Below are 15,136 nucleotides of genomic sequence, written 5' to 3'. Positions count from 1 at the left end.
CCGGACTTGCTCCTCATCTCATGCCCCAACTGCGGCTCCCGCGACGAGACCGAATTCCACTACGGGGGCCAGGCCCACGTGCCCTACCCCGAGAACCCGGCGGCGCTGGACGACCGCCAATGGGCACAGTTCCTGTTCTACCGGGACAACACCAAGGGTGCCTTCGCCGAACGCTGGCTTCACAGCACCGGCTGCCGCCAGTGGTTCAACATGCTCCGCGACACGGTCACCTACGAGATCCAAGCGGTCTACCCCATGGGCGGGGGCCGTCCCGACAGAGCCGCTCCGGCACCTGAATCCGGCACCGCCAGCACCGCTCCGGACAGCACCACCACCGGGACCGCGGCTCCGGACGTCTCCGGTACAGGCACCGGCTCCGCCAGCACCACCGCCCCGGAAGGAGCAACCGAGTGACTTCCCAGAACTTCCGCCTCGAAGCCGGCGGACGTATCGACCGCACCATCTCCTGGCGTTTCAGCGTGGACGGCGAGGAATTCACCGGCCACCCCGGCGACACCCTCGCCTCGGCCCTGCTCGCCAATGGCTGCATCGCCGCCGGCAACTCACTGTACGAGGACCGCCCCCGGGGCATCATGTCCGCCGGAGTCGAGGAGTCGAATGCCCTGGTCAAGGTGCAGCCACGCTTCCCCGGCCACGTCGCCGAGTCCATGCTCCCGGCCACCACGGTCACCCTGGTGGACGGCCTGAAGGCAGAGCTGCTCAACGGACTGGGCAAGCTGGACCCGGAGGATGACCGCGCCGAGTACGACAAGAAGTACGTCCACACAGATGTCCTTGTCATCGGCGGCGGTCCCGCCGGCTTGGCCGCCGCCCGCGAAGCCGTCCGTACCGGCGCCCGCGTCATGCTCCTCGACGACCAGCCCGAGCTCGGCGGATCCCTGCTGTCCGGGTCCACCGCACCCGGGCTGGCCGAGACCATCGAGGGCAAGCCGGCCCTGGGATGGGTGGCGGATGTCGAGGCCGAACTCGTGTCAGGCTCCGAATCCACCGTCCTCAACCGGACTACCGCGTTCGGCGCATACGACGCCAACTACGTCATCGCGGTCCAGAATCGCACCGACCACTTGTCCAGTCCCGCAGCACCCGGCGTCTCCCGCCAGCGTATCTGGCATGTGCGTGCCCAGCAGGTGGTGTTGGCCCCCGGCGCCCACGAACGCCCCCTGGTCTTCGAGAACAACGATCGCCCCGGGATCATGCTGGCCTCCGCCGTCCGCAGCTATCTCAACCGCTACGCCGTGGCCGCGGGACACCGTGTGGTCATCAGCACCACCAACGACAGCGCCTACGCCCTGGCCGCGGATCTGCGCGCCGCCGGCGTCGAGGTCGCGGCCATCGTGGACGCCCGTCGACAACTCACCGATGTGGCTGCTGCCGCCGTCGGCGCGGGCTCCCGGGTGCTGATCGGCAGCGCGGTGGCCGACACCTCTGCGGACGGCACCGGCCGCCTGGACACCGTCACCGTCCGCAGCATCGACGACGACGGCGAACTCACCTCCGGCGTCGAGGAGATCGGCTGCGATCTGCTGGCGGTCTCCGGCGGCTGGAGTCCGCTGGTGCACCTCCACTCCCAGCGGCAGGGCAAGCTGCGCTGGGACGACGAGTTGGCCGCCTTCGTGCCGAGTACCGTGGTCCCGAACCAGCAGACCATCGGTTCCGGCCGCGGCAGCTTCGACCTCGCGGACGTACTGGCCGAAGGCATCTCGGCAGGCGTGTCCGCCGCCAGGGCCGCCGGCTTCGAGTCCGCCACGGAGCCGTCCGTCATCGGCGAGCCGAAGCCCTCCGCGCCGACCCGTCAGCTGTGGCTGGTCCCGGGCCAGGCCGGCACGCCGGATGATTGGCACCACCACTTCGTGGATCTCCAGCGCGACCAGTCCGTAGCCGATGTCCTGCGCTCTACCGGGGCCGGCATGCGCTCGGTGGAACACATCAAGCGCTACACCTCCATCAGCACCGCCAACGACCAGGGCAAGACCTCCGGCGTCAACGCGATCGGCGTCATCGCCGCCGCACTTCGCACAGCCGGCGAAGCCTCCCGTGGCATCGGTGACATCGGCACCACGACGTACCGTGCTCCGTTCACCCCGGTAGCCTTCGCAGCACTCGCCGGACGCCAGCGCGGCGAACTGTTCGACCCCGCCCGCAAGACGTCCATCCACCCGTGGCACGAAGCCGAGGGAGCCCTGTTCGAGGACGTGGGACAGTGGAAGCGGCCCTGGTACTACCCGCAGCCCGGGGAGGACATGGACGCGGCCGTACTGCGCGAGTGCGCGGCCGTCCGCGATTCCGTCGGCTTCATGGACGCCACCACCCTGGGGAAGATCGAGATCCGCGGCAAGGACGCCGGTGAGTTCCTCAACCGGATCTACACCAACGCCTTCAAGAAGCTCGCCCCGGGTTCGGCCCGCTACGGCGTGATGTGCATGGCGGACGGCATGATCTTCGACGACGGCGTCACCCTCCGCCTCGATGAGGAACGGTACTTCATGACCACCACCACTGGCGGCGCCGCCAAGGTGCTGGACTGGCTCGAGGAATGGCTTCAGACCGAGTGGCCCGACCTCGACGTGCACTGCACCTCCGTGACCGAACAATGGAGCACCATCGCCGTCGTCGGGCCCAGATCCCGGGCCGTCATCGCCAAGCTGGCACCGGAACTGGCAGCGGATGGCGGGCTGGAGGCAGAAGCCTTCCCGTTCATGACCTTCCGCGAGACCACCCTCGCATCCGGCGTGCAGGCCCGCGTCTGCCGGATCTCCTTCTCCGGCGAACTGGCCTACGAGATCAACGTTCCTTCCTGGTACGGGTTGAACACCTGGGAAGCCGTGGCAGCCGCAGGCGCCGAGTTCGACATCACCCCCTACGGCACCGAGACCATGCACGTGCTCCGCGCCGAGAAGGGCTACCCGATCGTCGGCCAGGATACCGACGGCACCGTCACCCCGCAGGACGCCGGCATGGACTGGGTGGTGTCCAAGGCCAAGGAATTCATCGGCAAGCGTTCCTACGCCCGGGCCGATACCCAGCGCGAGGACCGCAAGCACCTAGTCAGCGTGCTGCCCGTGGATCGTTCCTTCCGGCTCCCCGAAGGCACCCAGCTGGTGGAGCAGGGCATCGGCGTCGACCCTGCCACCGGTCCCGTCCCGATGCAGGGCTTCGTCACCTCCAGCTACCACAGCGCCGCCCTGGGCCGGACCTTCGCCCTGGCACTGATCAAGAACGGCCGCAACCGCATCGGGGAGACCCTGGTGGCCGCCGCAGGCGACCAGCTGGTCGACGTCGTCGTCGCCGAAACCGTGCTTTTCGACCCCGAAGGGACCCGCAAGGATGGCTGACACCGCAGCACTCAACGGCATCAATGGACTCCGGGAGATCCGGCGCAGCCCTGCCTCCCATTTGACCGCCGCGATGGAAGCCGGGTCCGTCGAGGGGACGGTGACCCTCAAGGAGGGTCCATTCCAGACCATGGTGGGTCTCCGGGTGGACCCCCGCTCCGAGGAAGGCGCGCGGGTTGCCGCCCTGGCCGGCGGCTTGCCTGCCCGCTGCGGCGAAGTGGGTGGCGCCGACGGCGTCAGCGTCCTCTGGCTGGGGCCGTCCGAGTTCCTGGTGGTCGCACCTGAGGAGGCCCACGACTCGCTCGGCGGCGATCTCATCGGTTCCCTCGGCGCCGCCCTGGGCGGAGCCCCGGGCCAGGTGGTGGACCTGTCCGCGAACCGCACCACCTTCGAGCTCTCCGGCACCCGGGCGCGTGCCGTCCTGGAGAAGGGCTGTTCCTTGGACCTGCACCGCCGCAGCTTCCCCCCGGGAACGGCCCTGAGCACAGAGGTGGGCAACATTCCGCTGGTCCTCGAGAAGACCGGGGAGGAAAGCTTCCGGCTCTTCCCCCGTGCCTCCTTCGCGGACTTCCTGGGCCGGTGGCTCCTCGACGCGATGCGCGAGTACGCCTCGCCCGAGGTTCCCTGACGGCCGCCGGCGTTCGGCTTCCGCCTGCTCGGTTCTTCCGAATCACGCGTCGGCGGATCACCGACGCCCTTCCGACAGGATCTTCTGCCGGGCCTCACGACACGAAGGAACGACACCATGGCCGTAGGAGTTTTCGACCTCTTCTCCATAGGGATAGGACCTTCCAGCTCGCACACTGTCGGACCGATGCGGGCCGCAGCGGTGTTCAGCGAAGAACTGAAGGCCTCGGGGGTCCTCGACGAGGTGGAGTCACTGCGAGTCGACCTCTATGGCTCGCTCGCTGCGACAGGGCACGGGCACGGAACGATGACGGCGATCCTCCTCGGTCTTGAGGGTTTCCATCCGGAGCTCATCCAGCCCGAGGAGGTGGAGGAACGGTTGGCGACCATCGCCGACACCGGCATCCTGCAGCTTGGTCGAAGCGTGTCCCTGCCCTACGGAGTGAAGGACATGGTCCTACGCCCCCTGACGATCCTGCCGCGTCATACGAACGGTATGACATTCACCGTCTACGGGCCGGCCGAGCGAGTCCTCCGTACGGCCACCTTCTTCTCCGTCGGTGGCGGCTTCATCGTGCGGGACGGTGAGGAGGACGCTGCCCGGCAGGAACTCGAAACCTCGAGAAAGGAACTTTCGCTACCGTTCCGCACCGCGGCGGAGTTGCTGGAGCACTGCCGTCGAACTTCCTTCGGTATCAGCGATGTGATGCTGACCAACGAGAAGGACAGCCGCACGGAAGAGGAGATCCGGCAGGGCCTGCTCCACATCTACTCGGTCATGGAAAGCTGCGCGGAGGTCAGTCTCACCCGTGATGGACTGCTACCCGGGGGGCTCAAGGTCCGCCGGCGCGCTCCCGACTGGCATGACCGCCTGCTGAAGGAGGACAAGGACCGCGATCCCCGGTACTGGCAGGAATGGGTGAACCTGATCGCTCTTGCCGTCAACGAGGAGAATGCATCCGGGGGCAGAGTGGTCACCGCGCCGACGAACGGAGCGGCGGGCATCATCCCCGCCGTGCTGTACTACGCCCTGTACTTCGCGCCCGGCATGCAGGACGCCAGCCAGCAGGATCGTGACGACGTGGTGGTCAAGTTCCTTCTGACCGCGGGTGCCGTGGGAGTCCTGTTCAAGGAACAAGCCTCGATCTCAGGCGCGGAGATGGGCTGCCAGGGCGAAGTGGGCTCCGCCTCGTCCATGGCTGCCGCCGGTTTGGCCGAAGTGATGGGTGGCAGCCCGTCGCAGGTCGAGAACGCGGCCGAGATCGCGATGGAGCACAATCTCGGCCTGACCTGCGATCCCATCGGTGGTCTGGTCCAGGTGCCCTGCATCGAACGAAACGCCATCGCCGCGGCGAAAGCGATCAATGCGGCGAAAATGGCGCTGTGGGGAGACGGCGTACACCGGGTGTCCCTCGACGAGGTCATCATCACCATGCGGGAGACGGGCAAGGACATGAGCTCCAAGTACAAGGAGACGGCCATGGGCGGGCTGGCCGTCAACGTGGTGGCGTGCTGAGGACAATTGCGAGTCATCGGGGTGAGACGGTCGACGCGTACGTTTCCGCGTTGCACGATGCAGCTGCAAGGAGGACCTTGGTGCTCACGCGCCGGTGGCAGTACGCCTCATCCTGGATCGCCGGTAACCTGCCTTTTGTCAGGTGGCGGTTCGCGATGAGGCTGGGTGTGTCCCTAGGTCGTGTTCTGTGCTCGACGGACGTGGGCTGCATAGCAAGTCATATGGTTTGGTCCTGCAACGGCGCGGTGTCACACTCGTCGTGACCATCCCGAGCGGCTGAGAGATCTGGCTCACTGACGCCGCAGCAACCCTGGCCACCGCATCTGACGCGGCGACATTAGGGTGCTACTGCCAGACCGATGGAGGATCTGATGAGCGCAGCCGACCTTTCCACCCCCCTGAAGTTCGCCTACTGGGTACCGAACGTTAGTGGCGGCCTGGTGGTCTCGACCATCGAGCAGCGCACCAGCTGGGACTTCGACTACAACAAGAAACTCGCCCGGATCGCTGAGGATGCCGGGTTCGAGTACGCCCTGTCGCAGACCCGGTACGCCGCGTCCTACGGCGCGGACAAACAGCACGAGGCGACATCATTCTCCCTCGCCCTCCTTGCCGCGACGGAGAAGCTGAAGGTCATCGCCGCTGTCCACCCTGGCATGTGGCACCCGGGCGTGCTGGCAAAGTTCATCATCACCGCCGATCACATCTCCAACGGCCGTGCCGCCGTCAACATTGTCTCCGGTTGGCTGAAGGACGAATTCGTGAACTTCGGCCTGGAGTGGCTCGAGCACGATGAGCGCTATGTCCGCACGGAGGAGTTCATCCGCGTGCTGCGCGGCCTGTGGACCGAAGAGGGGTACAGCCAGTCGGGCAAGTACTACGACATCAACGACTTCACGCTGAGCCCTGCCCCCATTGATGTACCGGGACGTCCGCACCCCGAGGTCTTCTTCGGTGGGAACTCGACGGCGGCTCAGGCCACCGCGGGCCGGGTAGCGGACTGGTACTTCTCCAACGGCAAGGACCTCGAGGACTTCAAGGACAACATCGCAGGCGTCCAGGCCTCCGCTGCCCAGGCGGGCCGGCATCCTCGATACGGCCTCAATGGTTTCGTCATCGCCCGCGACTCGGAAAAGGAGGCCCGGGACACCCTGCGAGAGATCGTCGCGAAGGCGCACCGCCCCGCCGTGGAGGGCTTCCGCGATGCTGTGCAGGAAGCCGGCGCCTCAACGAAGGACGGCAAGGGCATGTGGGCCGACTCCACGTTCGAGGACCTCATCCAGTACAACGACGGCTTCAAGACCCAGCTCATCGGCACGCCCGAGCAGATCGCCGAACGCATCGTGGAGTACAAGAAGATCGGCGTGAACCTCTTCCTCACCTGCTACCTGCACTTCCAGGAAGAAGTTGCAGCCTTCGGCACGGACATCCTGCCGATCGTGCGGGAGCTCGAGGCCGACGCCGCACGCAGCGCGGGAGTGGACTTCGACCCCGAATCCACCCTCGCAGCCCCCGCATCCAGCACGGCAGGTGTCCGTTAGTAGGACATTTCTTCGCATCCCGCACGCGTGGGTCTAAGTTGCCGGTGATGCGGTGACGACGACGTTTTTACCCCACGGGTCCTCGGTGAAACAGCTGATGATCACGAGTCGGTGTGGGGTGATGTCCCAGATGTCGCTGTCTTTGAGGGTGTTCTTGTCGTAGGTGGTGACATCGTCGACCACGTATGTCAGCGGTCCTGCCATGGTGTCGAGGACGATCGTGTCACCAGGGTCCGTATTGGTGCTGAAGAGGTCGAATGGTGCTTCCCGTCCTTCCCAGCTGTGGCCGGCGATGTAGGTGGTGTCTGTGGAGCCCTCACCGGGGGCGCCGTAGGAGGTGAGCCAGTAGCCGTCGTCCGTGATGGGCGGGACGATCGATTGCGCGGCAATTTCATCCTTGGTGGGAATGAGAGGTAGGACGGCGACGTCGATGCCTGCTGCGGCTACGGTGATGTGCGTCGGAGCGACTCCCTGCGGGGACGATGCACCTGTCGCCTCCCCGGAGCCGCTTGGAGTCGGTGTGGGGGAGGCGACAGGAGCTGGTGGGGTGGACGGCGCAGAGGCCGGAGTGTCGGCGGCGGTGTTGTCAGGTGTGGCTTCAGCAGTGTCCGGTGCTGCCGTCGAGTCTGGTGTCGGTACTACTGGAGCGGTCAGAGCCTGCCCCTGTCCGTCCTCGGCGGCCTGCGAGGAGTCACCGAGGGTCGGGATGAAGATGATCATTACCGCGACGAGGGCGACAGCAGCAAGAGGCAGGAGGGCGAAGCGGAGGATCTTCACGATGCGCTCGAACGGCGTTGATGCGTCGTGGTGGTCGGTGGGTACTGCGGTGTTCTCGGGTTCCATGGTGTCCTCTGCTGTCCCCTGATTTCCTGTGGAACTGGCCAGGGGTACCGGCCCGATGGACCGGTACCCCTGGGTGGTGCTGGTTGTCATGCAGCGCTCAGGGGTTGCCCCCGGTGGAACTAGTTGGTGCGCTGTGCCTTGCGGCGCAGGCCGACGGTCGCTGCTGCAACGCCCAGGCCGGCTGTCATCAGGCCGAGGAGTCCGAGGCCCGCGGCGCTGCCGGTTTCCTCTGTCTCTGCGGCGGTCTGGATGTTGACACCGCGGTTGGCTCCGGTGTTGCCGGCTCCACCGACCCCCGTGGTTCCACCACGGTTGGTGACGGTGGTACCGCCAGTGCCGCCTTCGACGACGACCGATCCACCCGTACCGGTACCCGTACCGCCGCCGACTACGCCGCCGGTGCCGCCGCCGACAACTCCACCATTGTTGTTGTCGACGATGATGTCGATGTCGACGACGACCTCGACGACCCCGGGGCCACCGACGGTCCCGACGACTCCGCACGCGGAGATCGAAGCGTCGAACAGTGCTTCCAGGGCCACGAGGTCGAGTGCTTCACCGTCGAGCTGGACCTGGAGGCCGGCGACGACCGCGAGAGCGGCCTCGAGGTTGGCGGCCGCAGCGGCGATGGCGTCGAGGTCACCTGCGGCGATGAGTGCCGCGTTGAGTTCCGCGACGACCCCGAGCTGAGCTGCGACATCGAGTTCGAGCTGGTCAACTGCAGCGCGGAGTCCCGCGATGTCGAGTTCGAGGATCAGAGCATCACGCGCGTCTACAGCGACCGTGACAGCCGCCTCGGCCTCTCCTACAAGGCGAGTCTGAGTCTCGACAGCCGTGTTGAAGTCAAGCGTAGCTGTGGTAAAGAGGCCATTGGCGGTGGTGATCGCCAGGTTCGCATTGGCAACCAACTGTGCGGCAGCGGCATCATCGGTCAGATCATCGGGGGTCAGCAGCGCAGCTGCGACAGCCAGGTTCGCGTCCGCCAGAAGCTGGGCAGCGTCTGCCTGCGCACGGAGAGCAGCGTTGATATCGGCCTGAGCATCAGCAACAAGGATGGCTTGAGCGTTCACAACAGCTTCGAGGTCGCCCTGGGCAGTACCGATCTCGAGGTCCGCTGCCGCCACCAATGCCAGGGCCGCTTCCAGATCGCCTTGCACAAGACCCAAATCGACCGCGAGTCCTTCAAGGACGAGTTCCGCAGCGGTGAGGGCGGCCTGCGCTTGTGCCTGCTCGCCGTTGGAGCCGTTCACGAGGGCATCGAGGGCGGTCTGCGCGGTGACGACGTTGTCCAGCGCGATGTCGAGCTCGGCCAACAGGCCGGCATCGACGCCGGCGCCGTCCAGGGCTGCGATGAACGCGGCCTGAGCGGCCAGGCACTCGGGCGAGTCCAGGTCAGCGGACGCGGGTGCTGCTGAGAAGAAGAGGCCTCCTGCGGCCAGAGCAACGGTGGAACCGGTCGCCAGCATGCGGTTGCGAGTGAGCATTGATGTTCTCCAAGTAATTCGAAGGTGACTCCCAAGAGACCTAGGGAGGGGAAACGCGAGGCACCCCTGCCGCCTCGATTTGTCCTACTTCTCACCCCACACCACCAAGTAGTCCAGCGCTACGGCCAAGTAGCTACACTTCCTCTAGCCAAGTAGCTAGTAAGTAGCCTGAGTAATGGCTGGTAAATAGCCAAGTGGTCAGTCAAACTAGCCAAGTGGCCAAGGGAGGCCACCATGGGGGCAGGGGTTTGGCATGGGTCTCGCAGCACGGTCCAACAGCACGGTGAGAGTCCACCTGGCATCACGGGACGTTCTGACAATCGCTGGTCTACGGCAACTCCTGAAACCATGCGCCTTCATCAGCGTCTGTGGTGTCACCTCCGACGACGAAGCAACACTGGCCGCGGTCACAGCGAGCAATCCTGATGTGCTCGTAGTAAGCAGCACTGATGAGCACGAGATCGAAGCCCTGGCTGCAGCGGCCCGAATAGTCAGCCAGACGACAAAAGTGGTTGTCCTTGCCGATGAGGCTCTCGCGCACCAACTCATTATGGAAGACCTGATACGACTCGAAGCCGTCCTCGTAAGAGGCGGCGACTACCTTGAAGACATCGGCGCCGTGCTACGTATCGTGCACCGAGGAGGGCACGTCACCACAGGCCACTCAGCCCTGAAAGCCGCAGCCTCTGATCGACGGCCCATCGATCCCAAGCGCGCCTCACGGCTCCTGACACTGTCCGCCCGGGAACTGCAGATCATGCGCGAAGTAGCAGCCGGACGAACAAACGCGCAGATCGCACAACCACTCCACGTCAGTGTGGCCACCATCAAAGCGGACCTCGCCCGCATCATGGAGGTCATGCAAGCGGCCAGCCGCGTGGATCTTGCCGTCCAAGCCGTTCAATGCGGGCTCGTCGACGACGAGCCCGACGCCATCGTCGATCGGATCCTCCTACAGATCAAGGCCGAGGATAAACCCATCTGACCGAGAACCAAAGGGAAGCACTAAAGGGTGTGCATCAGTTCGTTGAAGCGAAGGATGATGCGCCTCTCAAGGATCTGCTCCCGCTCCTCCACACCGCCTGTCACGAAGTCAAGGTAGTCCGGGTCCTCACCATCAAGCATGAACGGCTGCACAGGAGTGACATGCTCGCCGTCTGAATCACTGCCGTAGAAATCAAACAAGTCCTGCACCAGGATCCGCAGCCGCCCGTCAGAAGCCATCGGCATACCTATCCCGCATACGTCTAAGTACGCCGTGATGCGATCGTCGGCGCCAGCTCGTATGTACTGCATATACCTAGGTTGCATCACATCGATGCAATCCAACAGCTCCCCGCCTGCAGCGAGCTCTACACCCTTCACAATCCGGTCCAACGTTCTAGCTAGAGACGCTGGCACCGAGGCAACACGGTGATCCTGCCCGGGCTAGCCAACACAGCCCGACAGGTTCACGAGGTAACACACGAGCAAGAACAATTCGCTGATAATCAAACTTATGTCTCACAAATACCGTGGCGCTGAATTACCTTTCTCGCTTGATCACCTAAATCTATGGCTGGACGCAAATCGTGCTGGGCCTGCTCAATCGGAGTTAATGAGTGCCGTCGTATGTTCGGCAGCCCATGAAGCAAGTAGTCGGAGTCGCTCTGCGGAGGGCGATCCGGGTTCGGCCGTGTAGATCATGAAGGCCAGTCCCGGCTCAGCAGTGGGGAGCAATTCCTCGTAGGCCAGGGTGAGTTCGCCGACCACGGGATGGTTGTAGCGCTTAGTCCCTGTGGCGTGCTGTCGTACGTCATGGGCACCCCACAGGGTACGGAAGGTGTCGCTGCGGGTGGACAGCTCGCCCACGAGGTCCTGCAGTGCACGGTTATGGGGATCCCGTCCGGCCTCAGCTCGCATGATGGCTACGCACATTGCGGCGAAGGCGTCCCAGTCGGGGTAGAAGTCGCGCGATGCGGGGTCGAGGAACTGGAAGCGTGCGAGGTTCGGGACCATCCCGCCGTCCCCGATCATGGGTGAGTAGAAGGCGCGGCCGAGGGCGTTCGCGGCCAGGAGGTCCTGGCCCTGGTTACGGACGAAGGCAATGCCGTCCGTGATGGATTCCAGTGCCCAGAACAGACTCGGCCGCGTGGGCGCCTTCCGCGGGGTGCGTTGGCGGGGCCGGCCGGAAGTAGGTATGCCATCGGCTGCGCGGGCGAGGTCGAACAGGTGTGTGCGTTCGGCGTCGTCGAGCTGCAGGGCCCGGGCTAGGGCGTCCAGGACCGAGGATGATGCACCGGCGATGGCGCCGCGTTCGAGCTTGGAGTAGTACTCGACGCTGACTCCGGCCAGGGTTGCGACCTCGTTGCGGCGGAGCCCGGGCACTCGCCGGTTGAGGCCTGCGATCAGCCCTGCTTCTTCCGGTGTCACCTTCGCGCGCCGCGACATGAGGAAGGCGCGGACTTCGGCTCGATTGTCCATGGAATCAAGCGTAGGTCGCTCTTCACGGCGCTGGGGTTCCCTGTCAGTACATCCCTCGACAGGGACTCCTTCGCGTCTCGAATCGGGGTTTGACTGGATGCAGTGACCATCCAGTGCCACTGGAAAGCCGAACGACAAGGAGTTTCATCATGCGTGGAGTCATCATGCACGCCCCGGGCGATGTCCGGGTCGAGGACCGTGAGGATCCGACCATCATCGAGCCCACCGACGCGATCGTCCGTCTCACCGCCACGTGCATCTGCGGGTCCGACTTGTGGCCTTACCGCGGGATCGAGCCGGTGGACCACACCCTGATGGGTCACGAGTATGTGGGCATCGTCGAGGAGATCGGCGCGGAGGTGAAGACCCTTGCGGTCGGTGACTTCGTCGTCGGGTCCTTTGTCATCTCCGACAACACCTGTGAGATCTGTCAGGCCGGGTTCCAGTCCAAGTGCGTGCACGCCTCGTTCGTGGCCGGCGGGATCGGGACCCAGGCCCAGAAGGCGCGCATTCCCTACGCCGACGGGACACTGGTTGCCACGCCGGGGCAGCCGGACGCCGACCTGATCCCGTCGCTGCTGGCAGCTTCCGACGTCCTCGGTACCGGTTGGTTCGCGGCTGAGGCCGCCCAGGCCGGTCCGGGGAAGACCGTCGCCGTTGTCGGCGACGGCGCTGTCGGTCTGATGTCCATCCTTGCTGCCAAGCAGCTCGGTGCAGAGCGCATCATCGCCATGTCCCGGCACGCGGATCGGCAGGAGCTCGCCCGCTTCTACGGTGCGACCGACATCGTGGAGGAGCGCGGCGAAGAGGGCGTCGCACGAATCAAGGAACTCACCGGGGGGCTGGGGGCTCACTCGGTCGTCGAAGCCGTCGGAACGCAGGAGTCCTTCATGCAGGCGGTCGGAGCCACCCGCGGTGGTGGGCACCTCGGCTATGTCGGTGTGAATTACGACGTGCAGATCCCGGGCATGGAGCTGTTCTTCGCCGGCATCCATACCCTCGGCGGGCCCGCACCCGTGCGCCGCTACCTGCCGCACCTGATCGAGCTGATCTGGGACCGGACCATCGACCCGGGCAAGGTCTTCGATCTCACTCTGCCCCTCGAGGACGCCGCGGAAGGCTACAAGGCCATGGCAGAACGTCGGGCCACGAAAGTCCTGCTGACCCTCGACTGATCCTCGACCAGACGCATTGGGCACCGCGTCGGCTTGCCTGCATCAAATCGCTGATGCGGTCAGGCAGCGAATCCGCGGCCCTTCTGGCCTGCTCTGCGATCACGTCGAATACCTCCATACCTGCCGAACATCTAAGGAGTACCCCATGAATGCCCAGCAGCTACCTCCCGAAGCAATTCCGAATACGGAACTGACCCAGCCGGGCCGGTCCGGGAATGACGGCCGAGCTCTCGGGCGACGGAACATCCTGAAGCTTGCAGGTGTCGGAGGAGCGGCCCTGGGTGCTTTCTCCATCGCCAGTGCCGCGGCCAGCGGGCCCGGGGGTGGGAGCGCTCCGGCACCTGCACCAGCCGTGGACCCGTCGTGGGACAAGACCTTCCCCCGCAACCCGCTGGTCGCCCACGAGAAAGTGACCTTCCCGAACCGGCTCGGACTCACCCTCGTCGCGGACCTTTACACACCGCAGAACGCCTCATCGTCTGCCCCCATGCGGGCGCTGGTCGTCGGGCACCCCTTTGGCGGTGTGAAGGAGCAGACCTCGGGCTTGTACGCGCAGACCATGGCTGAGCGTGGTTTCGTCACGATCGCCTTTGATGCCTCCTACAACGGCGAGAGCGGCGGGTTGCCTCATTTCATCGCGTCCCCGGAGGCGTTCGTCGAGGACTTCAGTGCAGCGGTGGACTACCTCGGCCGGCACCCGCTGGTCGACCGGGAACGCATCGGCGTGCTCGGGGTGTGCGGCAGCGGCGGGTTCTCTATCGCAGCGGCACAGACCGATACGCGGATGAAGGCTGTTGCCACGGTCAGCATGTACGACATGGGACGTGACCGAAGGCAGCAGCTCGGAGACACCTGGACCCAGCAGCAGCGCCGCGAGCACGTCGAGCAGATGAGCCGGCAGCGCTGGATCGAAGCCGAGGGCGGGCCGACCGAATACATCGTCGGCACCCCTGCGACCATCACAGCCGACTCCCCGGACGTCGCCAAGGAGTTCTACGACTACTACCGCACCCCGCGCGGTCAGCACCCCCGCTCCACCACGGAGATGTCGATGACCAGCAACGGCGCACTGATGCAATTCTACCCGTTTGACAACATCGAATGGATAGCGCCCCGCCCCGTGCTGCTCGTCCATGGAGAAGTCGCGAACTCGCGCTACTTCAGCGAGGACGCCTACGCGCAGGCCGCCGAACCGAAGGAGCTCTACATCGTTCCCGGTGCCGGCCACGTCGATCTCTACGACCGTGTCGACCTCATTCCCTGGGACAAGCTCACGTTCTTCTTCAACGAGAACCTCTGAGCCTTTTCCCTCCCTGAACGGCGCGGGCCCCACCCGTCCTATCCCCACATATGGGGTCCGCGCCCCCCAGCCCCGGCCGGATATGCCGCATCGTCTGCGTTCAGCACTCACCACGGGGACCTTAAGACACATCTGACGTCAGCGTCTCGAAAGGACCACACATTATGACCACGATCGCCATCATCGGAGCAGGTCAGGGCCTCGGCGCTGCCATCGCCCGGAAGTTCGGCTCCGAAGGACTCTCCGTTGCCCTGATCTCCCGCAACCAGGAACGCCTCGACTCTCTCGCGGCAGAGCTCACCAGCGAGGGCATCACGGCCCGCGGATACGCCGCCGATGTCCGGACCTCGGCATCGCTGGTCGCCGCCCTTGAGCAGGCAACCGCTGATCTCGGCCCGATCGAGATCCTCGAGTACAGCCCCCTGCCGCAGAAGGAGTTCCTCCGTCCCCTGCTGGAAACCACGGTCACGGACCTGGCCGGCGCCGTCGAATTCTCCGTCTACGGGCCGCTGACCGCCGTGCACCAGGTCCTGCAGGGCATGAGGTTCCTCGGGCGGGGCACCATCCTGTTCGTCAACGGCGGCAGCGCCGTCCGCCCGAATGGAACCTATGCCGGGACGTCTATCGCCTTCGCCGGTGAGAGCGCCTACGCGCAGATGCTCCACGACACCGTGAAAGCCGACAACATCCACGTCGGCCAGCTCATCATCCCGGGCGCCATCACACCCGGCGATCCCGCTACGGACCCCGACACCCTCGCGGACACCCTGTGGACGATGCACCAAAAACGAGGCGACTTCCGCGTCTACGCCCACGACTTCGACGACTGACACC

13 protein-coding genes and 1 riboswitch are annotated in these 15,136 nt (G+C 65.2%); of the genes, 9 read left to right on the top strand and 4 right to left on the bottom strand.

Annotated features, from left to right (window positions below; translation table 11 throughout):
• The first annotated feature begins 6 nt into the window (after positions 1-6).
• The 5 genes from CI785_RS10150 (at position 7) to sfnG (ending at position 7,037) form a co-directional block, all read left to right on the top strand.
• Entirely contained in the window at positions 7-414 is a 408-nt protein-coding gene (locus CI785_RS10150) for a sarcosine oxidase subunit delta (protein ID WP_105031954.1), read from the top strand.
• Complete coding sequence (locus tag CI785_RS10145; protein WP_105031953.1) at positions 411-3,353, top strand: sarcosine oxidase subunit alpha family protein; 2,943 nt, start codon at positions 411-413, stop codon at positions 3,351-3,353. The genes CI785_RS10150 and CI785_RS10145 overlap by 4 nt, the downstream gene beginning before the upstream one ends.
• A complete protein-coding gene (locus tag CI785_RS10140; RefSeq protein WP_105031952.1) occupies positions 3,346-3,981 on the top strand; it encodes a sarcosine oxidase subunit gamma in 636 nt (211 codons plus the stop codon). Before CI785_RS10145 ends, CI785_RS10140 begins: the two co-directional genes overlap by 8 nt.
• Positions 3,982-4,098: 117 nt before the next feature.
• On the top strand, positions 4,099-5,496 hold the full coding sequence (locus CI785_RS10135; protein WP_105031951.1) for an L-serine ammonia-lyase: 1,398 nt from the start codon (positions 4,099-4,101) through the stop codon (positions 5,494-5,496).
• Between the two features lie 260 nt (positions 5,497-5,756).
• A riboswitch (SAM riboswitch) is annotated at positions 5,757-5,862 on the top strand.
• Positions 5,863-5,867: 5 nt separating this feature from the next.
• Complete coding sequence (gene sfnG / locus CI785_RS10130) at positions 5,868-7,037, top strand: dimethylsulfone monooxygenase SfnG (protein WP_105031950.1); 1,170 nt, start codon at positions 5,868-5,870, stop codon at positions 7,035-7,037.
• 33 nt (positions 7,038-7,070) lie between these two features.
• On the opposite strand, the gene CI785_RS10125 is transcribed toward sfnG, so the two are convergent.
• Together CI785_RS10125 and CI785_RS10120 are read right to left on the bottom strand one after the other, a co-directional pair.
• Complete coding sequence (locus tag CI785_RS10125) at positions 7,071-7,970, bottom strand: class F sortase (protein ID WP_157940230.1); 900 nt, start codon at positions 7,968-7,970, stop codon at positions 7,071-7,073.
• Between the two features lie 29 nt (positions 7,971-7,999).
• Positions 8,000-9,346 carry a hypothetical protein gene (locus CI785_RS10120; protein WP_157940229.1) on the bottom strand — a complete coding sequence of 449 codons (1,347 nt, stop codon included), beginning with the start codon at positions 9,344-9,346 and terminating at the stop codon, positions 8,000-8,002.
• Positions 9,347-9,617: 271 nt separating this feature from the next.
• Here CI785_RS10120 and CI785_RS10115 point away from each other — a divergent pair, with 271 nt between their 5' ends.
• Positions 9,618-10,349, top strand: a complete 732-nt coding sequence (locus tag CI785_RS10115; RefSeq protein WP_105031947.1) for a response regulator transcription factor — start codon at positions 9,618-9,620, stop codon at positions 10,347-10,349.
• Positions 10,350-10,369: 20 nt separating this feature from the next.
• Here the strand turns inward: CI785_RS10115 and CI785_RS10110 are convergent, their stop codons facing one another.
• Both CI785_RS10110 and CI785_RS10105 read right to left on the bottom strand, forming a co-directional pair.
• The gene (locus CI785_RS10110) at positions 10,370-10,729 is read right to left on the bottom strand and encodes a hypothetical protein (RefSeq protein ID WP_105031946.1); all 360 of its coding nucleotides are present in this window, start codon (positions 10,727-10,729) and stop codon (positions 10,370-10,372) included.
• Between the two features lie 219 nt (positions 10,730-10,948).
• Entirely contained in the window at positions 10,949-11,827 is an 879-nt protein-coding gene (locus CI785_RS10105) for a helix-turn-helix transcriptional regulator (protein WP_105031945.1), read from the bottom strand.
• 149 nt (positions 11,828-11,976) lie between these two features.
• Between CI785_RS10105 and CI785_RS10100 the strand changes: the two genes are divergently transcribed.
• The 3 genes from CI785_RS10100 (at position 11,977) to CI785_RS10090 (ending at position 15,132) form a co-directional block, all read left to right on the top strand.
• Complete coding sequence (locus CI785_RS10100) at positions 11,977-13,002, top strand: zinc-dependent alcohol dehydrogenase family protein (RefSeq protein WP_205753599.1); 1,026 nt, start codon at positions 11,977-11,979, stop codon at positions 13,000-13,002.
• A gap of 145 nt (positions 13,003-13,147) precedes the next feature.
• Complete coding sequence (locus CI785_RS10095) at positions 13,148-14,302, top strand: alpha/beta hydrolase (RefSeq protein ID WP_105031944.1); 1,155 nt, start codon at positions 13,148-13,150, stop codon at positions 14,300-14,302.
• Positions 14,303-14,466: 164 nt separating this feature from the next.
• Positions 14,467-15,132, top strand: coding sequence for an SDR family NAD(P)-dependent oxidoreductase (locus tag CI785_RS10090; RefSeq protein ID WP_105031943.1), 666 nt, complete (start codon positions 14,467-14,469; stop codon positions 15,130-15,132).
• Positions 15,133-15,136: the final 4 nt, after the last annotated feature.

Origin of the sequence: Arthrobacter ruber, assembly GCF_002954225.1 — a bacterium.
Classification (GTDB): Bacteria; Actinomycetota; Actinomycetes; order Actinomycetales; family Micrococcaceae; genus Arthrobacter_D; species Arthrobacter_D ruber.
This window is presented reverse-complemented; position numbering and strand designations above follow the sequence as displayed.